The sequence below is a fragment of the Fluctibacter halophilus genome (assembly GCF_020687825.1).
Classification (GTDB): Bacteria; Pseudomonadota; Gammaproteobacteria; order Enterobacterales; family Alteromonadaceae; genus Fluctibacter; species Fluctibacter halophilus.
Genome location: NZ_JAJEWP010000007.1, coordinates 72,442 through 95,261 on the forward strand (window position 1 = coordinate 72,442; position 22,820 = coordinate 95,261).

General features: G+C 53.5%; 19 protein-coding genes and 1 riboswitch. Of the genes, 14 read left to right on the top strand and 5 right to left on the bottom strand.

The window, feature by feature from the left end; genetic code table 11:
- Window positions 1-40: 40 nt before the first annotated feature.
- Both prsK and prsR read left to right on the top strand, forming a co-directional pair.
- Window positions 41-2,065 carry an XrtA/PEP-CTERM system histidine kinase PrsK gene (gene prsK, locus LJ739_RS17580; RefSeq protein WP_229162857.1) on the top strand — a complete coding sequence of 675 codons (2,025 nt, stop codon included), beginning with the start codon at window positions 41-43 and terminating at the stop codon, window positions 2,063-2,065.
- Window positions 2,066-2,098: 33 nt separating this feature from the next.
- A complete protein-coding gene (prsR, locus tag LJ739_RS17585) occupies window positions 2,099-3,457 on the top strand; it encodes a PEP-CTERM-box response regulator transcription factor (RefSeq protein WP_229162621.1) in 1,359 nt (452 codons plus the stop codon).
- A gap of 12 nt (window positions 3,458-3,469) precedes the next feature.
- Here prsR and LJ739_RS17590 read toward each other — a convergent pair whose 3' ends face one another.
- From LJ739_RS17590 to LJ739_RS17605, 4 genes are all read right to left on the bottom strand, one after another.
- The gene (locus tag LJ739_RS17590; RefSeq protein WP_229162622.1) at window positions 3,470-4,057 is read right to left on the bottom strand and encodes a thymidine kinase; all 588 of its coding nucleotides are present in this window, start codon (window positions 4,055-4,057) and stop codon (window positions 3,470-3,472) included.
- A 98-nt stretch (window positions 4,058-4,155) separates the two neighbouring features.
- The gene (locus LJ739_RS17595) at window positions 4,156-6,090 is read right to left on the bottom strand and encodes a putative bifunctional diguanylate cyclase/phosphodiesterase (protein WP_229162623.1); all 1,935 of its coding nucleotides are present in this window, start codon (window positions 6,088-6,090) and stop codon (window positions 4,156-4,158) included.
- Between the two features lie 240 nt (window positions 6,091-6,330).
- The gene (locus tag LJ739_RS17600; protein WP_229162624.1) at window positions 6,331-6,645 is read right to left on the bottom strand and encodes a ribbon-helix-helix domain-containing protein; all 315 of its coding nucleotides are present in this window, start codon (window positions 6,643-6,645) and stop codon (window positions 6,331-6,333) included.
- Window positions 6,605-7,294, bottom strand: coding sequence for an AAA family ATPase (locus LJ739_RS17605; RefSeq protein ID WP_229162625.1), 690 nt, complete (start codon window positions 7,292-7,294; stop codon window positions 6,605-6,607). Before LJ739_RS17605 ends, LJ739_RS17600 begins: the two co-directional genes overlap by 41 nt.
- A gap of 113 nt (window positions 7,295-7,407) precedes the next feature.
- Window positions 7,408-7,491: riboswitch (cyclic di-GMP riboswitch) on the bottom strand.
- A gap of 189 nt (window positions 7,492-7,680) precedes the next feature.
- On the opposite strand from LJ739_RS17605, the gene LJ739_RS17610 reads away from it, so the two are divergent.
- From LJ739_RS17610 to LJ739_RS17645, 8 genes are all read left to right on the top strand, one after another.
- Complete coding sequence (locus LJ739_RS17610) at window positions 7,681-8,706, top strand: alpha/beta hydrolase (RefSeq protein ID WP_229162626.1); 1,026 nt, start codon at window positions 7,681-7,683, stop codon at window positions 8,704-8,706.
- Between the two features lie 111 nt (window positions 8,707-8,817).
- Window positions 8,818-10,638: a DUF885 domain-containing protein gene (locus LJ739_RS17615; protein ID WP_229162627.1), complete on the top strand. Its 1,821-nt coding sequence runs from the start codon at window positions 8,818-8,820 to the stop codon at window positions 10,636-10,638.
- Window positions 10,639-10,810: 172 nt separating this feature from the next.
- Window positions 10,811-13,012 (top strand): response regulator, encoded by a 2,202-nt coding sequence (locus LJ739_RS17620; RefSeq protein ID WP_229162628.1) that lies wholly within the window; start codon window positions 10,811-10,813, stop codon window positions 13,010-13,012.
- Window positions 13,013-13,109: 97 nt separating this feature from the next.
- Window positions 13,110-14,207: a glutathione S-transferase family protein gene (locus tag LJ739_RS17625; protein ID WP_229162629.1), complete on the top strand. Its 1,098-nt coding sequence runs from the start codon at window positions 13,110-13,112 to the stop codon at window positions 14,205-14,207.
- A gap of 87 nt (window positions 14,208-14,294) precedes the next feature.
- Complete coding sequence (locus tag LJ739_RS17630; RefSeq protein ID WP_229162631.1) at window positions 14,295-14,690, top strand: PAS domain-containing protein; 396 nt, start codon at window positions 14,295-14,297, stop codon at window positions 14,688-14,690.
- 97 nt (window positions 14,691-14,787) lie between these two features.
- Window positions 14,788-16,758, top strand: coding sequence for a class I adenylate cyclase (locus LJ739_RS17635; RefSeq protein WP_229162633.1), 1,971 nt, complete (start codon window positions 14,788-14,790; stop codon window positions 16,756-16,758).
- A gap of 88 nt (window positions 16,759-16,846) precedes the next feature.
- Window positions 16,847-18,166, top strand: a complete 1,320-nt coding sequence (locus LJ739_RS17640; RefSeq protein ID WP_229162635.1) for a M24 family metallopeptidase — start codon at window positions 16,847-16,849, stop codon at window positions 18,164-18,166.
- Window positions 18,167-18,278: 112 nt separating this feature from the next.
- On the top strand, window positions 18,279-18,752 hold the full coding sequence (locus LJ739_RS17645) for a helix-turn-helix domain-containing protein (protein WP_229162637.1): 474 nt from the start codon (window positions 18,279-18,281) through the stop codon (window positions 18,750-18,752).
- 3 nt (window positions 18,753-18,755) lie between these two features.
- Here the strand turns inward: LJ739_RS17645 and LJ739_RS17650 are convergent, their stop codons facing one another.
- Window positions 18,756-19,301, bottom strand: a complete 546-nt coding sequence (locus LJ739_RS17650) for an NUDIX hydrolase (RefSeq protein ID WP_229162639.1) — start codon at window positions 19,299-19,301, stop codon at window positions 18,756-18,758.
- Between the two features lie 250 nt (window positions 19,302-19,551).
- Here LJ739_RS17650 and LJ739_RS17655 point away from each other — a divergent pair, with 250 nt between their 5' ends.
- The 4 genes from LJ739_RS17655 to LJ739_RS17670 all read left to right on the top strand — a co-directional run bounded on the left by LJ739_RS17655 (window position 19,552) and on the right by LJ739_RS17670 (window position 22,787).
- Window positions 19,552-20,625, top strand: coding sequence for a c-type cytochrome (locus LJ739_RS17655; protein ID WP_229162641.1), 1,074 nt, complete (start codon window positions 19,552-19,554; stop codon window positions 20,623-20,625).
- Between the two features lie 93 nt (window positions 20,626-20,718).
- Window positions 20,719-21,441 carry a ZIP family metal transporter gene (locus LJ739_RS17660; RefSeq protein ID WP_229162642.1) on the top strand — a complete coding sequence of 241 codons (723 nt, stop codon included), beginning with the start codon at window positions 20,719-20,721 and terminating at the stop codon, window positions 21,439-21,441.
- 142 nt (window positions 21,442-21,583) lie between these two features.
- A complete protein-coding gene (locus LJ739_RS17665) occupies window positions 21,584-22,267 on the top strand; it encodes a substrate-binding periplasmic protein (RefSeq protein ID WP_324254916.1) in 684 nt (227 codons plus the stop codon).
- Between the two features lie 133 nt (window positions 22,268-22,400).
- Window positions 22,401-22,787 (top strand): TspO/MBR family protein, encoded by a 387-nt coding sequence (locus LJ739_RS17670; RefSeq protein WP_229162646.1) that lies wholly within the window; start codon window positions 22,401-22,403, stop codon window positions 22,785-22,787.
- Window positions 22,788-22,820 lie beyond the last annotated feature (33 nt).

Below are 22,820 nucleotides of genomic sequence, written 5' to 3' on the forward strand. Positions count from 1 at the left end.
AATGGGGTCAGCAGCAAGTGAGGGAAGCACAATGACAGGTATGTTTGCGGACGTAGGCTTTGCCCTGAGTGGTCTTGGCTATGGCCTGCTGCTGTTGCTGCTGTTTACGGTACGCAAATCGGGGCTGGCGAAATACCTGTTATTGCTGGCAACGGCCGCAACCGGCATCTGGGCGGTGCTGCACATCAGTGCATTGGCCGGTTTCCAGACCCTGCACAACATGCTCATCAGTGACAGTGTCAAACAAACCATGTGGATGGTGTTTGTGTTGTCGTGTCTGCGGGATGATTTCCACAACCTGAAACAGGTGATCTGGCGACCGGTTTCGCTGGTCATGCTCAGTATCCCTGTGCTGACCCTGGTGGCGCCGTACGTGGTGGATGTAAAAGACACCTGGCGATTCCTCGGCCAGACCATTATCGCGTTACAAATGCTGATCCTGCTGGAAGTGATTTACCGCCAGGCCGGTGACTCCAAATGGGCGTTCAAGCCACTGGTGCTGTATCTGGGTGCCACCAACCTGTTTGAATTTGTGACCTTCGCTAACGCCACCATGGTGGGTCATGTTGAGCCTGCTTACCTGTCAGCCCGCGGATATATTTACGCGTGTTTATTGCCGCTGTTGGTGCTAGCTATCCGTCGCATCAAACATTGGGGCGTCGACATCTTCATTTCCCGCGAGGTTGTGCTACACAGTTCACTGCTGATGGTGGCCGGCGCCTATCTGTTTGTGATGGCCTTGGTGGGGTATGCGGTTCGATACATCGGCGGCGAATGGGGCAGTACAGTGCAAATTGTGCTGTTTGTGTTGTCGCTGGTGTTGCTCATGACCCTGTTTATGTCGAATGCTTTTCGGGTCAAAATCAAGATATTCATCACCAAGCATTTCTTCGCCAACCAGTTTGACTATCGCATCGAATGGATCAAGCTGACGGAGATCCTGCGCAACCAGCAGGCCAGTTTACCCGAAGTTTATCACACCGCACTGAAAGGCTTTTCGCAGGCGATTGGATACCCGTCTGCGATGTTGGTAAAGCAAAATGGACCACACCTGAACGTGGTCGCCAGTATCGAGCATGAGCCGCTGACCGACGACGAACGGGCATTGCTGGAAAAGATCCACCAATGGTGCGGGCAAAAAAACTGGATCGTGGATATTGAAGAGCTGCGCACCAAGCCTTTTGCCTATGAGGGGTTCAAGGTCAACCACGCGTTGTTAAACGATTGTCGCTTTAAACTGGTGGTGCCCATTTATCAGGGCAAGAACCTGTGGGGCTCAGCCTTATTGCAGACCGATGAACAGGTCCGTCGCCTGAACTGGGAACTGCGTGACTACCTGTCGGCCGTCACCGCCCAGATCGCCAGTTACGTGTTTCATAATGAAGCCAGTCAGCAAGTGGCTGAAAACGCGCAATTTGCGGCGTTTAGCCGTATGTCAGCGTTTGTTCTGCACGACCTGAAAAATGTCATGGCCCAAATCGACCTGATCCTGTGCAACGCGCAGCAGCACAAAGACAATCCCGAATTTATCGCCGATACCTTTGAAACGCTGGAGTACACCAAAGCGCGGATGGACAAAATGCTCAAGCAGTTGACTGAGAAGCACGACAGCCAGGACTCCTCCGAGTCCTTGTGCCAGGTTTCCGACTTGATTGAGCAGGTGCTGGCCCTTAAGTGCGCTGCACTTCTGCCCAAGCCGACGTTGACAGTGATAAGTGAAAAACCCCTGGTGCTGGACGAGGAAAAGTTCAGTAACGTAATATACCATTTGGTAAGCAATGCTCAGCAAGCCACCGCTGATGATGGCAAGGTGACGTTAACGCTGGAACTGACCGTTGACGAGCGCTACCTGCAAGTGAGTATTGAGGACAATGGCAGTGGGATGAGTCGGCAGTTTATTGAACATCGCCTGTTCAAGCCGTTTGATACCACCAAAGGCAATGCCGGAATGGGCATTGGTGCCTATGACGCCAAGAACTACATGGAAAAGATAGGCGGGCGTCTGGACGTTGAAAGTGCTGAACAACAGGGCACGACCTTTACATTGTTGATACCCATAGAATAACAATATAACAAACACACAACAGGATAACGCGCAGTGGAAAAGATACTTGTCGTTGATGATGATCTCGGGATCCAAAAGCAACTGAAATGGAGTTTAAGTGGCTATGACGTTTTGTTTGCGGAAGACCGACAATCTGCCATTGCTCAGTTACGCCGATTTGAACCCAAGGTCGTAACACTGGATCTGGGACTGCCGCCGGACCCGGCCAATGCCAGTGAAGGGTTGATGGCCCTGGAAGAAATACTGGCGTTGGCACCGAAAACCAAAGTGATCGTGGTGACCGGTAACAACGATAAAGAAAATGCGCTGAAGGCTGTCGCACTGGGAGCCTATGACTTTTATCAGAAGCCGATTGATTCCGATACCATCCAAATTCTGATCAACCGCGCGGTCAACCTGTTTAATCTGGAAGAAGAGAACCGTCACCTGGCCATGGCAACCCCGGCGATGGGCAAGATCATCGGTAACTCAGAAAGCATCCAGGTGGCCAGTCGCAGGGCTGAAAAGATTGCCCAAACCGACATCAGTACATTGTTACTGGGCGAAAGTGGCACGGGTAAAGAGGTTTTTGCCCGCAGTATCCACGAGCATAGTCTGCGCCGTGACAAGCCTTTTGTGGCGATCAACTGTGCATCGATCCCTGAAAACCTGCTGGAAAGTGAGCTGTTCGGCTACGAAAAAGGCGCGTTTACCGGCGCTAACAAGACCACGCTGGGCAAGATTGAAACGGCCCAGGGCGGCACCCTGTTCCTGGACGAAATCGGTGATATGCCGCTCGGACTGCAAGCCAAGATGTTGCGTTTTTTGCAGGAGCGCGTGATTGAGCGTGTGGGTGGCCGGTCTGAAATTCCGGTGGATATCCGGGTCATTTGCGCGACCCACCGGGATCTGCAAACCATGGTTGCGGAACAGAGTTTCCGGGAAGATTTGTTTTACCGTATCGGTGAAATTGTGATCACGATACCGCCATTACGGGATCGTGATAACGACATCGTGCTGTTAGCCCGTACCTTCCTGAATCAGTACAACGAAGAGTTCAATACCAAGGTCAAAGGCTTCAGCGACTCTGCCATTCAGGCCATGTTGCAGCATAAATGGCCGGGCAACATCCGTGAACTGCAGAACAAACTCAAATCAGCGGTGATCCTGGCAGAAGGGAACACTATCCAGGCTGAAGACATGAGTCTGATGTACCATGGCGAAGAAGCCTCGATGGACACGCTCAATCTGCGCGAGGTCAGGGAACAGGCCGAAAGTCGCGCCATTCGACGGGCCTATCATCAGTCAGAGAAGAACATGTCACGTACCGCTGAGCTGCTGGGAGTGACACGTCCGACACTGTACTCACTGATTGATAAATACCACCTGGAAGACATCAAGACCGGGTCCTGAATTTCAGTCCGGTCAGTCGCTGGTGTCCCACACCAGTTCTTTGAAGTGTTTGCGGCACATCGACTCATAACTGTCGTTGCCGCCAACCTGAACCTGTTCACCGTGAGTGACCGGCGCACCGTTGGCGTCACGGCGTACCACGAAGTTGGCTTTACGACCGCAGTGGCATACGGTTTTCAGTTCAAACATCTTGTCCGCCCAAGCCAACAAGCTGTGGCTGCCCGCGAAAGTCTTGCCCAAAAAGTCCGTACGTAAGCCATAGGCAAGCACCGGAATGTCCCAGTCATCCACCACGGTGGTCAACTGGCGTACCTGCTGCTCAGTCAGAAACTGGGCTTCGTCGATGAACACACAGTCAATCTTGCCGCTGGCTTTCAGTGCCGCAATGGCATCGAGCATATCGGTTTCAGGATTGTACAGATGGGCTTCAGCCTGCAGGCCAATCCGCGAGGCGACTTTGCCCTGACCAAAACGGTCATCCAGTTCGGCAGTAAAGATTTCAGCGCGCATACCGCGCTCGCGATAGTTGTAGGCTGACTGCAGCAACGCCGTCGATTTACCGGCATTCATCGCCGAATAATAGAAATACAATTGTGCCATGAGGTTCACAACGGTGGCATTTGAAAAAGGTGGGGTATTGTGCCCTGATTGGCGTGGAAATGGAACGCTAAACGGGCTGGCGGGGCCCTTCCTGAAGGTCAGGCCCGCTGGCGTTGGTTGCTGTTGTGCTGGCTTATCCAGGCCGCCAGCTCGGTGTTCTTCATTGGCTTGGCATACAGGAAGCCCTGCAGGTAGTTGACCCCCAACGCGCGCATGTTATCGGCATCGGCTTCGGTTTCGATCCCCTCGGCGACCGTCTGGCTGCCAAACTCCTGGGCAATGAACAAGGTCGCGCGGATGATCGCTTCTCCCCCATCGGCCATGTTCTGTACAAAGGTTTTATCAATCTTGACGGTATCAACATTCAGGGTCTGCAATTGACTCAGGGAAGAATAGCCGGTGCCAAAATCATCGATGGAAACCTGAATGTTACGTTGCTTGATGGCGTCCAGCTGGGCGCGGATTTTTTTCTTGTTGTCGGCAAAAATCGACTCTGTTATCTCAATGTGCAGCCGTTGCGGCGGCAGACCACTGGTGACCAGCGCCCGATCCAGGGTACTGATAAAACCTTCGTCCATGAGCTGGATGACCGACACGTTGACAGACACTGATGCATCATCAACACCCTGCCACTGGCTGGCATCGATACAGGCGCGGTTGAGCACCCAGGCACCGATATCTTTTATGAAGCCGGATTGTTCGGCCAGCGGAATAAAGACGTCGGGGCTGATGAACTGCCCATTGAAGTCCCAGCGCAGCAGCGCTTCAAATGCCCACGGCTTTAAGCTGTTGCTGTCAAGAATGGGCTGATAGCAAAGGTAAAGCTGACGCTGGTTAATGGCTTGCTGCAGGCCATCACGCAGGTCTTGCACGTGTTTCAGGTTAAGGTACAGGTCATGACTGAAAATCCGTGGCTCAACCCGGCCTGATTTTTTCTGCTCAAACATGGCGAAATCGGCCAGCTGGATCAGTTCCAGCTCTTCAACACTGTGTTCCGGCGACATGGCGATACCGACGGAAGCCGTCAGATTTAGCTGGTTGGCCTCGATATCGATGGTCTGTGCAACCCGGGTCTGCAGCGCCGTTGCCACTGACATGGCGGTGGCCTGATCGGCGTAGGGCAGGGCGATGAGAAACTCGTCGCCACCCCATCGACCGGCAGGATAGTCATTGGCAAATGCTTCGATACGCTTGGATACCTCTACCAGCACACCGTCACCGATGCGATGGCCGAGGGTGTCGTTGATTTTTTTGAAACCATTCAGGTCGATGAACAGCAGCGCCAGCGAATGCCCGCGCTCCTGGCTGCGGGTCAATAACATGGCCAGCTGCTGGGTAAATGCTGAGCGGTTGAACAGGCCGGTCAAGGGGTCGCGACTGGACAGCAAGGAAATCTTTTCGGTGCGGCGGTTGACCTCTGCTTCCAGTGAGTCATGGGCGATATTGAGGCGCTTGTTGGCTTCGGATAACTCCTGATTGACCCGGTCGATATCGGCCTTTTCCTGGCGGATTTGCTCCATCAGCGCGCCATGTTCATTGCGCAGTTTGATGGTATCGGTGGTGTAGCTTGCACTGCGCCTGGCGGCGAGGCCAAGGATGCCACTTAACATCAAGGCCAGGCCACCAATCATGTTGTGATAAGGGGAGGGAGAAAACAACGCAATGGCACCAACCGGACAAAGGATCAATAGCACAAAGGCGGTAGCGGTGTTTTTATGTCCGGCCAGCACGGTGGAGGCACCACCTGCCAGTGCGCCGAGAATGATCAGGGTCAGCGCCAGTTCATCGTTGCTCATGTAATGGAACATGAACACCGCGTAACAACTCCACAAAAAGGCGGTACTGAGACTGCCAACGACGAAACGACGAATCGCCGACACGCCGTCGAAATCGCTGTGCCGTAAACGAAACTGCCAGAACAACGCGTCCATAAAGCGATAACCGAGGATACACAGCATGCACACAAACCACAGGTGTTTGGCAGACGCGGTAGATGGGGTGTCAAAGCCGAACACCAGCAACGTCGCTGCCACCAGAGAGCCCAGTACACTGCCGTAACTGTGCTGGTAGAGAATGCCGACGGCATCTCTGTCGTTCTGTTGTGCAATGGTATTTTCTGAACTGCTGATGGCTCTGCCCTCAAAATCCCCAGAGAGTATCCTATGTTATCGCACAGATTGGGGCAATTCGCGACAAAAATTACCGAATTGGTAGCGATTACAACGATGTCGCCAGCGGGACTGACGCTCCTTGGGAACGTCAGTCTACATTGCTTATTTCACCGCACTGTCGATGTAGTCGGCGAGGTCCTGATCCCGTTGCTGTTCCATCAGCCAGATTCGGATCAGGCGTGACTTGGCGATACCGGTTTTTTCCGACAGGTCGTTGAGGGCTCCAATGGCCTGCTCCGACAGGGTGAATGTGGCCCGTTTAAACGGCCCCTGTTCCTGCACTGCGCGGGTTTCGTGCAACACCACCACTTTGTCCAGTCCCCGGGCATACAAGGTAGCCTCGTCGATAAACTCGTCAACGCTGCGGGGTGCACGTTCAACCGATGGCGCGCACTTTTTCAAACTGGCTAACGTCATTGGCCTTACCTCGGGTCAACAGTTCTTCGATAATGCTGCGTATTTCCACGGCGGCCTTGCCATCAGGCTCACTCTCCATCACTGACAATCCGGATTCTTCACTGTCGTCGTACATGTTACGACTGAAGGTGACCGAATTCAGCACCGGCACGTCGAACGACCGGCAGACTTCCTTGGCCTCAATAATGCGGTTAGCCAATGAAGGCAATGACGGGCATTGGGTGATCACAAACGCGGCGTTCATGTGCGGGTTAACCATTTTACAGGTCGACAGAATGTCTTCCATGTGCGGCACTGTTTTCAGGTCCCGGCGTTTGGGGCGTAACGGGATCAGAATATGATCGGCAACCGCCATGGAAGAACGCAGGGCCAGGTTGTCCTGCCCGCCACAGTCTATGATGACGTAGTCATAATGATTTCGCAGTGACAGTAACTCGTTACGAATTTTACCGTACAACTGGACACAATTGATGTCAGGCAGACCGCCGGTGGCGTTACGCTCCTGGATCCAGTCCGAGGTCGTACGTTGGGGATCGCAGTCCACCATCAATACCGACGCCTGCTTTTCAGTTCGCAGGTATACGGCAATGTTTTGTGCCAGGCAGCTTTTACCGCTGCCGCCTTTTTCTCCACCCACCAAAATAATCATCTTTGGTTCCTCAATAACAACAGAGCGCCTGCTCATGATTGAAGTTATCTGCCTGCTTTTTGCGGGCATTACCGTTCGAAAAAGCCGTTGGGTGGCATACGATGTCGCGTACACCCGGCAGCCCCGCTATCCTAGTCAAAAACCGTAGACCGGAGGCTTTGCGTCCCAGGTTTTCACCTGGTTTGCCTTTTTCATTTACTCTGGCAGTGTAGTTCAGTGCTGTGTCGCAAATCCACGACTTGCTGGCATGGTGAATCATCATTGAGGATAAATATTTATACCTTACGAGGTCTTCGTATTGGCGATTTTGGCGGTGGACAAAAGCATGGTCTTTCCCTCGCCAGCCCTTTATAGTAGTGGTTTAGCATCAAGGAATATGAAAGCTTATGTTGCGTGTTTTAACGCTATCACTGTTGCTGCTCCATGGCGCAACCCTGGCTCGGACGCCAGACTGGCTGGCCCCCTTTGTCACTTTGTATGAGCAACAACTGGGGCAGGCAGAGCCCTGTGCGTTAAGTGCTTCAGGCCAACTAACGGTGTGTTCTCCCACCTTGTTGAACAACAGTATCGGTCCTTTCGTGTTACACCATGGGCAGCCACAGGGCCCGGTGGTGGTCTTGCTGCATGGTCTGAGTGACTCGCCGTTTTTCCTGCGCTCGATTGCCCCGGCGATACACCAGCAAGGCATGACGGTGATCGTCGGCCTGTTGCCTGGTCATGGCAAGCATGATGCAGATGCCGATATGGAGGATGAGCACCTTTCTGATCGATGGCGCACCCACCTTTCAGCACTGGTTGGGTATGCCAAGACATTGGGACAACCCGTGTTGTTGGGCGGATTCTCGACCGGCGGCGCGCTAGTGACCGAATATACCCTGCAGCATCCCGGCGAGATCTCGGGACTATTGTTGTTTTCCGGAGCGTTGGCATTGGATGATAGTGCTGAAAGCCTATCCCATTTCTGGGGGATGGGTTGGTTGGCCAGGTTGCTGGATGGCGAGTATCAGACCCGGGGACCGAATCCGTACAAATACCCCTCGGTATCGTCCTATTCTGCTATCGAACTAATGGAAGTGATTGATCACATTCGTGAATTGCAAAGCAACGAGGTACCATTGAACGTCCCCATCTTTGCTGCACACTCATTGGCAGATACGACCACACCTTACCATGGCGTGGCTTCCTTGCTGGACTACAACCGAGGCGACAACCTGACCTACCTGGTGGATGAAAGTGTCGGCGTGTGTCACGCCGATCTGGTGATCAACCCCTGGCATCTGGAGCAGATGGATTATAACGCGACCAAGGTCGACAGCACCGCATCATGCAAGGTACCGAGGGCGAACCCTGAGCACGATGACATGCTTAATGCGCTGGCGCTGTTTCTGCAGCGCTTTGCATCCACACACTGATAAGGTGGGTGACAACGATAACAAATTTTGTAACCAATCATGTGTACCTGGTGCGTTTGCATCCGGGCTTTGGCATAGTGGATAAAATAACAACGATAAGTGGGAGACGACATGAAAGCGTTTTTTAAAGGCCTGGGATACACTGTTCTGGCCATCCTCATCGCGGGGGGCGGTTTGGCAGCCCATGAGTGGTACGCGGAAAAACCGTTCTTTTTCCGGGTTTTACTTGACCGGGCAATGGTTAAATCGGCGCTGGATAAGCCCGAAGTGCTGACTTCATTGGGCGTGCTGGAACAATTCGGTATCAAAGGACACAACGCCGAACTGAATGATGACAGCCTGGCCGAAGGCGATCGCATGTACGAGGAGTTGAAGGGACTGCGCGAGACCCTGATGAGTTATGCCGATGAAGACCTCGATGCCGATCAGCGATTGTCGAAAGAAATCGCCATGTATCTGCTGGATACCGTGATTGAGGCGGAGCCCTATCGCTATCATGATTACCCGGTGAATCAGCTGTTTGGTCTGCAAAACGGGTTCCCCAGTTTCATGGACAGCCAGCACCGCATTGCAGAGCCTGAGGACGTGGAAAACTACATTTCACGTTTGCAAAAAATGCGCGTCAAGTTTGCGCAGAATATGGAAGGGCTGAAGCTACGCGAAGCGCGTAACATTATCCCGCCCCGTTTTGTGATTGAGCGTGTGCTGGATGAAATGCGCGGCTTTGTTGGTACGCCCGCCAAAGAAAACATTCTTTACACGTCCCTTGAAAAGCGGATTAACGACGCTGAAGATTTTCCGGTGGAAGAAAAAGCCCGTCTGCTGGCATTGGCCGAAGCGGAAATCAACGACACGGTTTATCCAACCTATCAGACCTACATTGACTATTTTGATGGCCTGAAAGCCAAAGCCGGTACCGATGACGGCCTGTGGCATCTGGAAGGTGGCGATATTGCCTATGAACAAGCGCTGCGTTTCTTCACCACCACCGATTACACTGCCGATCAGATCCATCGTATGGGTTTGTCTGAGGTGGCTCGTATCCAGGAAGAGATCCTGACCATTCTGGCAGAGCAAGGTTACGACATCAGCGAAGGCTTTACCGCTGCCATCGAAGCCATGAAAGCCGATCCGCGTTTTTACTATGAAGACAGCGACGCTGGACGGGAGCAGATCCTGGCAGATTATCAGACCATCCTGGATGAAATTGATGCCGGTCTGGATGATGCCTTCAATATTCGTCCTAAAGCGGGCATGGAAGTTGTGCGTATTCCTCTGTTCAAAGAGAAGACAGCACCGGGCGCCTACTATCAGCAACCGTCCATGGATGGCACCCGTCCGGGACGTTTCTTTGCCAACCTGTATGATATTCAGGCGACACCGAAGTACGGTATGCGTACGTTGGCTTACCACGAAGGTATCCCTGGCCACCACTTCCAGATTGCGATTTCGATGGAACTGGAAGGGTTACCTATCTTCCGCAAAATCCCGATGTTCACCGCCTACACCGAAGGTTGGGCACTGTATGCCGAGCGTCTGGCATGGGAGCTGGGTTTCCAGGACGATCCATTTGACAACATCGGTCGCTTGCAAGCCGAACTGTTCCGCGCTGTACGCCTGGTGGTCGATACCGGTATCCACGCCAAGCGCTGGACCCGTGAAGAAGCCATCGATTACATGCTGAAGAATACCGGCATGGCAGAGTCTGACGTGGTATCTGAAATCGAGCGCTACATCGTTATGCCCGGACAGGCGACGTCTTACAAAGTGGGTATGATGAAAATTCTCGAAGTGCGTGAAAAGGCCATGCAAGCACTGGGCGACGACTTCAGTCTGGCGGAATTCCATGATGTGGTGCTGAAAAACGGCGCTGTTCCGCTGGATGTACTGGAGCGGCTGGTGGATGAGTACATCGCCGAGAAGCAATCCTAACTCGCATGTTGTTGCGCTGAATTGAACCAAGCCCGTTGCTCTGCAGCGGGCTTTTTTCTTGTTGGTCTGCGTGCATTGCTCTACGCTTTATAAGCGTCCTTAGAAAACGGAAGCGTTAACCTGGACGCAGAGAATCTGTCTGAGTCTGTGCCGCTGTCAGGGAATTCGCGCCGTGCAACATCTTCAATCCGTTACCCATCGTCTACGTTTCCGCTATTTGCTCGCGCTGGGTATGATTGCGCTGGTGATCGGTATCTCTGTATTGGCCAGCCATTACGTCACCTATTTGCAGGCCAGTGACGCCAAAACCATCAATATTGCCGGTATGCAGCGAATGCTGTCGCAAAAGATCGCATTGAATGTTCATCGCCTGCAAGCACCGCAACAACCCACCAGTGTGGCATCAACCGCTGATGCGTTGCGTTTGGCCATCAATCGCTTTGAACAGAACCACCAGTTTTTGCTTGCCTCATTGTCCAGTGGTGAGGCCCGCTATGACAGTCAACATCCTGCCTACCCGTTGTATTTTGTTGGTGATCCCGACCCGCTGGAACAGCGTGTCAGGGATTACATTTCGGCTGCCCGTCGATGGGCGAGCGGTGATCCGCTTCCTCAGGACAGGGGTATGTTCATGCCCCGTCATACCGAAAAATTGCTCGGCGATCTCGACAGTGTGGTGTCGGCGTTTGAACACCAGGCCCAATTGCGGGTCAAGCTGTTATCCTGGGGGCAGTGGGCGTTGTTGCTGGTGGCATTGATGGTGTTGAGCGGCCAATACCTGTACCTGTTTCGGCCGATTGAGCGGCAAATCAGCGACAATCTGGCTTCGTTGGACAAGCAGCGTCAGGAAGCACTGGAACTGGAGCAGCAAGCTAACCAGGCGAGCATTGCCAAGTCACAGTTTCTGGCCACCATGAGCCATGAATTACGCACGCCGCTAAACGGTATCTTTGGCATGGTCGAGCTGGCGCAGTTGGAATCTCGTACCGGTACCCGCCAGCGCTACCTGAACCAGGCGTTAAAATCCGGACGGGAATTGTTGCATCTGATCGAAGAGATACTCGACATCGCACATATCGAGTCGGGCAAATTAGTGCTGAAAAATAATGACTTTAACTTGCCGTCGTTGTTGGATGAATGCCTGGCGCCACACTCGGTGGAAGCGCATAAAAAGGGCTTACAGTTTACTTCGCAACAATCGGACAACGTGCCGGAATGGGTGTACGGTGATCCAATCCGGATTAAACAGGTGCTCAACAACCTGCTCAGCAATGCGGTGAAATTTACCCCACAGGGCAGTGTTGATGTGGATATCCAATACCGTACCGACGAGGGCCGGGACTGGTTGCACATCGAGGTGACCGATACCGGTATTGGTATTGATAAAGCGAACCTGACGCGGATTTTTGAGCGCTTTACCCAGGTAGATGAACGTAGCCAGCGCAATTATCAGGGCGCGGGGCTGGGCCTGGCCATTTGCAAAGAGTGGGTGGATGTTATGGGGGGCAAATTGTCCGCCACCAGCATTGCCGGCAAAGGGAGCCGCTTTACCTGTCAGATCCCGTTGGGCAGTCCAAAAGCAGAGCACCTTGAGGGCATCATTGCCCGTGAGGGACGCATTGCCATCGTCGATGATCTGGACAGCAGTCGACGTTATCTGGGCCTTATTGTCGAGCAACTGGGCTTTCAGTGTGAGTGTTTTGGCAGCGCCAAAGCACTACTTGGCGCACTGGCGTCGGGTAGCCGCTTTGACGCGGTGTTGATTGATCAGCACATGCCCGATGTCGATGGCATATCCCTGGCCGAGCGTTTGCGCGATCAATACCATGGTCAGTGCCCACTGCGTATCCTTGTGTCAGCCAGTGATACCGCACTGAGCGCGTATGCCGAAGATGAAACGCTGTTCTGGCGGCGCTACCTTAAACCGGTCGACACCGCACAACTGGAACAGGACCTGCGGCTGCTACGTCGCGAAGATAAAGAGCCGGCAACGGCTAAAACAAGGTCTAGCGAGCCCCGCATACTGTTGGTGGAAGACAACGACATCAATGCCGAGGTGGTGTTGAATATGTTGCAAGTGGCTGGTTTTTTCTGTCAACGGGTGGACAATGGCGAGGAGGCGCTGAGCGCGCTGGAAAAAGCGTCCTTTGATTTGGTGCTGATGGACATCAATATGCCGGTCATGGATGGGCTACAAGCCTGTAAAGCAATGCGTGGCCGTGGCGACACGACACCGGTCGTGGCATTGACCGCCAATGCCTATGATGAAGACATTGAGCGTTCGCGTAGCGTGGGGATGCAAGCCCACCTGGTAAAACCTGTGAACCGTGAACACCTGATTAAAACCGTGAACCGTCTGATTGAACGGTCTTGACGCCGAATCGAAATTGCCGTCCGCGGACGTCAATTACGATTGAGTGTGGGATAGCCTCATGGCATGCTAACCCGGTCATCATTCAGGGAGCCTTGCCGTGCCGAAATACGTGCTTTATGGAACACCATTTTCGTTTTATACCGCCAAAGCGCGCGCCTATTTCCAGGTCAAAGGGATCCCGTTTGAGGAAGTGTTTGCCACCGCCAAAGTGTACAAATCGGTGATAAAACCGCGAACCGGCGTACAGATGATCCCGGTGGTTGCCACCCCTGACGGGGAATATTTACAGGATACGGCGGCGATTATCGATGCGTTGGAACAACGCCACCCTGAGCCGGCAATTTTGCCGTCAACGCCCCGTCAACGCATGCTGTGTCTTTTACTGGAAGCCTGGGCTGACGAATGGCTGTTGTTGCCTGCCATGCATTACCGTTGGAACCATGACAACACGCCCTACATATACGAGCAGTTTGGCCAGGTTGCCGGACCCTGGTTACCGGCTTTCATCAGGCGTCGCCTGGGCAAAAAACTGGCTGCCCGTTTCGCGGGGTTTGTGCCTAAGCTGGGTATCCATGGTCATGTTCCCCGCGCCTTGGAACATTGGTTTGAAAATACCATTCTGCCGGCCTTGCAACAGCACTTCAGTGACCATGATTTCGTGCTGGGTGAACGGCCAAGCCTCGCCGATGTCAGCTTGATGGGACCCTTTTACGCGCACCTGTATTCAGATCCTGCACCGGGTAAACTGTTGCGCGAGAAAGCTCCCGCATTGTGTGATTGGATTGAGCGTATGCGCAACGTTCAGCCGGATGAACAGTTGCAATGGTTGCCCGATGACGCCATACCCAACACGCTGGCACCGCTGGTGGCCGATGTTTTTGAACATTTGTGGCCGATGCTGGCAAATACCGTCGTTGCGGTGGAGGAATGGGCGCTGACCTATGCGGATGAGCGCGCGCTGCCAAGGGGGATTGGTGAGCACCAATTTCGTTTCGGTACCACCCAGGCCAATCGCGTCGTGTTACCGTTTCAGCAATGGAAAATGCAGCGCATACTCGACGCCTGGGCGCAGCTGTCCGAAGCGCAACAACGGGATGTTCAGGACTGGTTGCAACCCTACGTCGGCGAACAGGGACTGGCCTTTGCTATCCATCGGCCGGTCACCCGGCGGGACAACCGCATTTGGTTGCAATAGACAGCACAATTGCAGTGCAACTGCGGCAAGTTGCGCAGACTTGGACTATGGTTATTCCGTACAGGAAAGGGAAAGCCAATGGTCAGCATGTCTTCATTATCTTCACTTCTGCAATCGTCAACGGGACTCAGCTTACTGCGATCCATCGTTGACGGACGTTCGTATGGATTGGTGTTAGTCGACACCAAGGGTGACATTTTATTCGCCAATGCCTGGTTCAATGATGTGATGGGGTCATCGGGGCCGGCGTTACGCGGCAGGCGTTTGTATGACTTCTTTTGCGAAATGAGTCATGCCGAGTTGGATACCTTGCTGGACAATTGTCAACGGGGCGACGCTCACCACAGTGAGAGCGGTGAAATGTTCCTGATGACGCCACAGGGTGATAAACGTTGCGTCAAAATGACCGCTGATGGTGTGTTTAACGCCACTGCCCAGGGGAATGAATTGTTGTATATCGAGTGTCATTTGTCGGTCAGTTAGCCCAAACAGGCATTGCATTGCGTTTAACTTTAGGCTTTGATGAACACAGTGTTTTTATTGGGGCTTTATTTGTCGTTGGCAGCGCCGTTGGATAAGCATGAATAATTCGTCGCCTTCAGTACCGCGTCAAAACCTGGCCATCCGGCTGCTTCGGGTATTGCGCTACAACAAGGTGCGCAGTGAGCGCGCCATAGAACTGCTGGCACCTGAAAAGCGCCCTCTGTTTCATGCATTGCCGTTTTTGCTGCACATCAATCATCCACAATTTCCAGGCTTCGTCGACGACCCAGCTGTGCCCCACGGCCTGAGTAACTACTCCCTGCGCACCACGTTACAAGAAGCCCTGTACTTACTGTTTCCCGAGCAACGCAATCTGCTGGAAGACATGAAAAGGGTTTGGCCAAAGCAACGTAGCATCGATGCGCTGTTGTTGATGGGCAGCGTCGGTACGATTGCCCAGAGTGAAAAGTCGGATTTTGATTTTTGGGCCTGCGTGGATGCCGAGTCATTGGGCCCAGAGGGCATGAAGTTGTTGCAGATAAAGCTGCAGCGTATTGAACAATGGGCATGGCGTGAGTATCAGTTGGAAGTGCATTTTTTCCTGTCGGACATTACCCGGGTGCAACGCAATGACTTTGGTGAGGCCGATGGTGAGAGTGCCGGCTCCGCGCAGGCGTTGTTTCTCAAAGCGGAGTTTTACACCACCCATATCGTGGTCGCCGGTAAGGCACCCTTTTGGTGGTTGATGCCGGACGATATCGACGAGCAGGGGTATCAGCAACAGATCCACCAACTCAAACTGGGTACAACACCGGACCCGTCGTGGTTTATGGATTTGGGGCATCTGCAACAGCTGGATGCCGGCGAGTTATTCGGTGCCGCCATCTGGCAAATCGTCAAAGCCATGGACTCACCGTTCAAATCGGTGTTGAAGATGGCCAAGCTGGAAGTGTTTCTGCACAACATTGAACACGGTCAGCCGCTGTGCAATGTATTGCGCAGTAAAGTGCATAATGGCGCCAAAGCACCCGGCGATCTGGAACATGTCGACCCTTATGCGCTGATGTTTGACGAATTGATCAATCATTATCAGCACAGTGAACACAAAGACATCGTACAGTTACTGCGGATGTGCCTGTATATCAAGTGTGATACCAAGCTCAGTACCCCCGCAGATGCCAGTGAAAACACCTTTAAACGCACTATCATGAGCAGCTACGTGGCGCAGTGGGGCTGGAGCAAAGAGACGGTTCGTCGTCTGGATCGGATCAAATACTGGGATTTTCATGACAAGTCCCGCCTCAGCAAGCAGATACATCAATTCCTGATTGCGTGTTATCGACGCATTTCGACTCAGTTGAGTGAACATGAGCAGCAGGTCAGTCAGCAGGATATGACGGTGATTGGGCGTAAAATTGAAGCGTTCTACGCCAAAAAGCCGAATAAAGTCGACTATCTTCGCAGTGTTTTTGATAACGAACTTTACAGCAAGCGGGTGACCATCAAAGCCGACGTGGGCGCCAGTGATGATCGCTTGTGGCATTTGTACGATGGCGATCAGTTGCAGGGCAAAGAACACGAAATCCAGCGTTCAAAACTGCTGAGTCATCCGGATCCGATCCAGCTCATTGCCTGGGCGGTGTGGAACAAACTGATGGATCCCAAAACCCGTGTGTTGCTGGATTATCACACAGAGCCGGTCAATGAGAGTGAGTTGCAGACACTGACCCGGCACATTCACCAGATTTTCCCGCCGGTCAAAGTGGCTGATCTACCACGGGAGGTATTGCTTGAACCCAGCCGTATCGTCAACTGTCTGGTGGTTCTCAACTTTGAGTCTCGTCGCACCAGTACCGACATAAAATCGGTCACGGTGTTGTATTCCACCAGTTGGGGAGAGCTTTACATCACCCGAGGGCTGGATGCTGTCAAGGCATTGCAGTTCGATTTACTTGAGGTCAGCCCACGTCCCGGTACCTACCTGTATGCGCCGGCCGATGGCCATAAGCAGCGTCTGTATCAGGGCTTCGCGAATAAAACCGGATTGGATTTTCAGACCAAGTTGTAATTCACGCCCGTTGCTGCCCGTCGGCGATCGGATTGCGCGCTATGCCATGCCTTGATACTGTACTTTTTTTCCAACCGGGAAGCACTGGATGAAAGCTTTACTAATTGCGTGTGCGCTGTTGTGTGCCAGTCAGGTGATGGCCCAGAGCCATCCGTTACCAATGCGTGAACGTGCGGCAGTGATGGATGACATTCTGGATGATCGACTGACCAACCTTCTACCGACCCTGATGCGCCGTGAAGGGATTGAAATGTGGTTGCTGATTTCCCGTGAATACAATGAAGATCCGGTGCTGAAAACCCTGCTACCCAGCACCTGGCTGTCCGCTCGCCGACGCACCATATTAGCAATCTATACGCCTGCTGAAGGTCCCAGCGAGTACTATGCGATTGCCCGATACAAGGTCGGTGAACGGTTTGAAAAAGCCTGGGATAAGGAGCAACAGCCGGATCAGTGGCTGGCACTGGTGGACCTGATCAAGGCGAAAAATCCGACGTCTATCGGCATCAACCGCTCGGCGCAAACAGGTCTGGCCGACGGCATCACCGCCACCGAACATGACGAGCTGCTGGCCGCATTGGGTCCGATGCAGCAACGTATCGTGTCGGCCCATGGGCTGGCGATCGGATGGCTGGAAACCCGCAGCGCTAAAGAGTTGGCCCTATACCCGGACATTGTCGCGATGGGGCACCGGATCATTGCCGAAGCGTTTTCCAATGCGGTGGTCAGGCCCGGACAAACCACCACCGATGATGTGGTCTGGTGGCTGCGGGAGAAAACCCGTTCGATGAAGCTGACCAACTGGTTTCATCCCACGGTATCGATCCAGCGGGCTGACGCGGACAAGTTTGATCACCTGCAAGCCTTCAGTGAACGTCCCGGTGAGCAGGTGATCCTGCCCGGCGATTTGCTGCACGTGGATTTTGGTATCACCTATTTGCGCCTTAATACGGACCAGCAACAGCATGCCTACGTACTGCGCAGTGGCGAGACCCAGGTGCCGGCTTACCTGCAACAGGCGCTGGCGAATGCCAATCAGGTACAGGACATCTTTACTGCCAACTTTACCCCCGGGCGCAGCGGCAATGAGGTGTTGGCAATGTCGTTGGCGCAGGGGCGTGAAGCCGGTCTCAGACCACACATCTACACCCACCCCATCGGGTACCACGGTCATGCCGCCGGTACGACGCTGGGGATGTGGGATGCTCAGGAGGGCGTGCCGGGAGACGGCGATCATCCTTTGCACATCAATACGGCCTATTCCATTGAGCTGAATGCTGCCACGCACTTGCCACAGTGGGGCAAGGACATTCGCATCATGCTGGAAGAAAATGCCGTGTTTGAGGCGTCGGGTGTGCGCTACCTCGACGGGCGCCAGACCCGTTTTCATGTGATCAACAGCGATTGAGGTTTTTTTCATCATTTGCGCCAACTGTCGGGTGAATGTCGGGGCGTTGTCGTGCCTGACAGGGCAGGATGAACGGCACACTAACGACCAGGGATTGCAGGAGAGGCCCGCTATGAAACTCAAACAGTTGCGGCTCAGCCGACATTTGTCGCAGGAGCAGCTCGCTCAGATGGCAGGTCTGAATGTCAGAACCATTCAGCGTATCGAAAGTGGGCAAACCGCCAGTCTTGAGTCTCAGAAGTGCCTCGCTGCTGCCCTTGATATTGATATCAACACATTGAATCAAGAGGTCGTTATGTTGGATAAGCACTCTGAGGCATGGACATCATTGCCGCTGTTTGTGAAGTTGTGGTTTGCGGTCAACTTTCTGAACGTTCGCCCATTACGCCGTACCGCGGTGCGGGTTGAATATACCTGTCATGGATTTGGTTTCGTGTTTTGTGCGCTCGGCTGGTTCAGCGAGGCGGCACTGGCCGGAGGCCTGATATTGCTGGCAAGCGCCTACCTGTATCGCCTGTTGACGTGGCAGGGAGACAAATATGGCATCTGGTTTGACGATCCCGGCAGTGATCAGTCCCAGACCTGACCGCTATTCAGGCCGCTCAATTGGCCGGATGGCAACAAAGTCACTGACCAAGTCGGCTTTGTAGGCGCCGTTATGCTGATAGCGTTTGATCCTAGCCTGCCACACACTGTCGGGGTGTTGCTCAATCTGTGCTGTCAGCAGGTTGATGTGCGGGAAGGTCATGGTCTTAAGGGCATCCTCGACTGACAACCAACGGACCTCGCTGATGGCTTCGGGTAGTGTCGTTGTGCCACCTTGCACCACGGCCCGGTAAAAATAACGGGTGGAATCTGGGGTGTCGTTGGTAAACTGCAACACAAATTCACCGTGCAGTACCGGCGCGTTGATGGTTAACCCGTATTCCCCCGCGAGTGTGTGCAACCGGGACGGGGAGAAGTCCTCATCCGTGCTGTAAAGGCCGGGGGTCACCCAGAAATCAGTGCCTTTTATCTTAACTACCATCAGTTGCCCTTGCTGATTGAACATCAGCAGGCGATGAAAGGCTTTTTGTGGTGCGGCCCAAGCGGATGACATCAGCAGGATGACAAGGGCAATGTAACAGCGGGGCATGGCGAATTCCTTTTGCGGTAATGTGGCGTCAGTGTAGCCGCTGGTTGGCCTGTACTGTCAATGGACATTCGTTCGGTCAGCCAATTTGTTGGTTCAAAAGCCCGCACTGCGTATGAATTTTACCGCAGCCGGTTAGTCATCGGTCTGACATCGGCTTTCTATTTTCACCTTAGGGTGTAAAGTGGTGTGTTCAAGGTCGCTATGACGGGGGTTGTGGCGTATCGACACTGCCAACAAGGAATTCAGACCCGTGAAACCATTGCCCATCCTGCTGTTCACCCTGCTGGGTGTTTTGATTGCTCCTGCCATCCAGGCCAGAACCTACGATAAGGACAAGCCGCCGCGAACCCTGACCGCTGAACAGGCCGCGCGTGCCGAGGCCAATTACAACCGCTATTGTACCCTGTGCCATGGTGAAAACCGCGAGGGACACAAGAATGATCATGCGCCGTCACTGCGCAGCAAAAGTCTGTTTGAGTCCGGTGTTCCTCACGCCATTCTGCGTCCGCTGTCCTATGGCCGCGAGGGTACCGCGATGGGAGGGTACCTTGATGAAGTAGGCGGCCCACTGACACTGGATGAAACCTGGGACTTGACCTACTGGCTGTTCTGGCAGTCCGGTGCCGAGCGCATCAAGCTGAGCGAAGAACCGGTACTGGGGGATGTGGTGCGTGGCGAACAGGTCTATCAACAACACTGTGCCAGTTGTCACGGCAAGAACGGAGAGGGGGTGACCGCCCCGGCGCTGGGTAATCAGTCGGCGTTGGCGCACAACAAAGATGAATTTATTCGCTACGCCATTGAGAAAGGTCGCCAGGATACGCCAATGAAGGCGTTTGAAGACATACTGTCAGCCGAGGACATCGATAATGTCACGGCGTTTATTCGCAGCAAGGCCAGTGGCTGGACCCAGGAGAAGATGCCACTGCGTCCCATTCCCACTCCCGACCAGTACGTGATCAACCCGGACAGCGATAATCCACAGTGGACCCTGAGCGAAGACAAATTCATTACCTCTGAACAGTTGTTTGAGGCGATGCAGGCCAACAAGAAAATGGTCATTCTGGATACCCGGGTGACGTCAGTATGGCAGCGGGCCCACATAGAGGGCTCGATCCCTTTTCCTTATTACAGCAATCTGGATGAGCGAGTGAAAGACCTGCCGCGGGATGTGCAGATTGTGGCGTATTGTTCCTGTCCACGGGCGGCGGCGGTGTACATCACTGATCAGCTCCGTGACATGGGGTTTGACAATACGGCGGTATTGTACGAGGGGATTTTTGGTTGGATGAACCAGGGATTCCCAGTCACCCGCTCAGAATGAGCTGTGTTTAAGGGGCGATACCGGTTTATCACACTGGACGAATGGCGCGCAGTGGTTTTAACTGTGCAACATGATGCCTTTCAGTGACCCGCCATGCACGAACTTGTCGCCTTACTGCTTCTGACCGCCGCCGCAGGGGTGTGTATCCCCGTCGGTGGCCTGTTTGCGCGGGTAAAGCTGCTGTTCCCATCCTGGCTGGAGCGGGAATTCCGCCACTTTATCATCGCCTTTGGTGGCGGCATTTTACTCGGTGCGGTGTCGGTGGTACTGGTTCCCCAGGGGCTAAAAAGCATGCACAACTCCCTGTGGGCCATCCCGGTGATGCTCACCGGAGCATTGGTGTTTTTCGCCCTGGAGCGCTGGCTGGGCCTGCGCCGCCGGGCATCTCCACAATTGATGGGCATGGTCCTGGACTACATTCCCGAAGCCATTGCCCTTGGCGGGCTGGTGGCGGTTAACCTGCCGATGGCCACATTACTGGCCTGCCTGATTGGACTACAGAACATCCCCGAAGGGTTCAACGCCTACCGTGAGTTGCACAAGCTCAATCACAACAATGCCCGGCGCACATTGCTGACCATGTGCCTGTTAGTGCCGTTGGGCCCGGTGGCCGGGCTGATAGGGTACTTTTTCCTGTCCGCCCATGAAGCCATTCTGGGTGCCATCATGCTGTTTGCCTCTGGCGGTGTTATCTATCTGATCTTTCAGGACATCGCGCCCCAGTCTCGCTTGAGTAAACACTGGGCCCCGCCCATCGGTGCGGTGCTGGGGTTCTGTCTGGCCCTGTTCAGCGAGATGGTGGTGAGCCACGGGTGACTGCATTCAGCGGTCGCTCAGAAGGAGAAGTGGGAGGCTGCCTCTGTTTTAGCAACTTAAGGATTTTTCTTCCATACTGAACCTGATTGACGGTAACGACGGGATGATCCATTTGCGTATATTTCTGTTCCTTTGTTTCTACATGGTAGCGCAGGCTTGTTTTGGTACGACCCTTCATTTTGTTTCAATTGAAAATCTTGCTGAACAGAAAATCGGCAAAATTGTCCTGTCCCATATCTACCGCAAGCTTGGGATCGAGGTCACGATAACGCCATTACCGGGCCAAAGAGCACAGCGTCAAGCCGCTACGGGAAAAGACGATGGCGACATCATGAGGATTTATGCCTATGGCAAGGATAATCCCAATGTCATCCGCATACCGACACCCTACTTTCAATTAGAAACCATGGCCTTTACCAAAGCCGACAGCGGCATTCAGATCAACAGCAAGGCAGATTTGTTAAACTACGCCGTCGCCAAGGTTCGGGGCGTAAAACATACCGATAACCTTACAGCCAGCCTTAACAATGTGACCGATGTGAACAATACCCAAACGCTCATCAGGCTCGTTAATGAGGGGTTAGTTGATGTTGCCCTGACCAATACCATCGATGGTTTGCTGGCGATCCATCACCTCAATCTGGATACCGTTGTTGTGCCTGGCCCGCAGCCATTGGCGACATTTGACTTGTATCATTACCTTCATCAAGACCACCGAGACCTGGTTGAAAAAGTGGATGCCGTTATCCGTGAAATGAAAGCCAGCGGCGAATTGGAAAGGGTGATCCAACATGCCACACTCAGCGTCGTAAAAGGCTATCAGTAACGTCAGCTCCTACGTGTTTTACGTCAACATCGTCACCGCCGACTCAATGCTTCCGATTGTGATCTGCAAAGCGCCCGACGGGGTATAACTGAGCAGTCTTTCATTGTCTTAGCGAACAATCATCATGAGTTTTATGGCGTGGTACAACGCACTGGAAAAGCCATCCTGGACCCCGGAACCTGCATTCATTGGTCTGATGTGGCAGATCCTGTACCCGATCATTCTGGTCACCTTTGGCTATGTTTTCGTGCAGGCTATCCGGGGCAAGTTACCCCGTTATGTGGCCCTGCCGTTTGCCATCAATCTGGTGGCCAACCTGATCTTCACACCCATCCAGTTTGGCCTGCGTAATCTGCCACTGGCGACCCTCGACATCCTGTTGGTGTGGGGCACCATCGTGTGGATGATGGTGGCGGTATGGCGCTATTCACGGGTGATTGCGCTGGCGCAGATCCCCTATCTGGGTTGGGTGTCGGTGGCCACGGTACTGCAAATCGCCATCACGGTGATGAACCTGTAGCGATGAACGTTGGTTTGTGCCGCTTACGCCGTG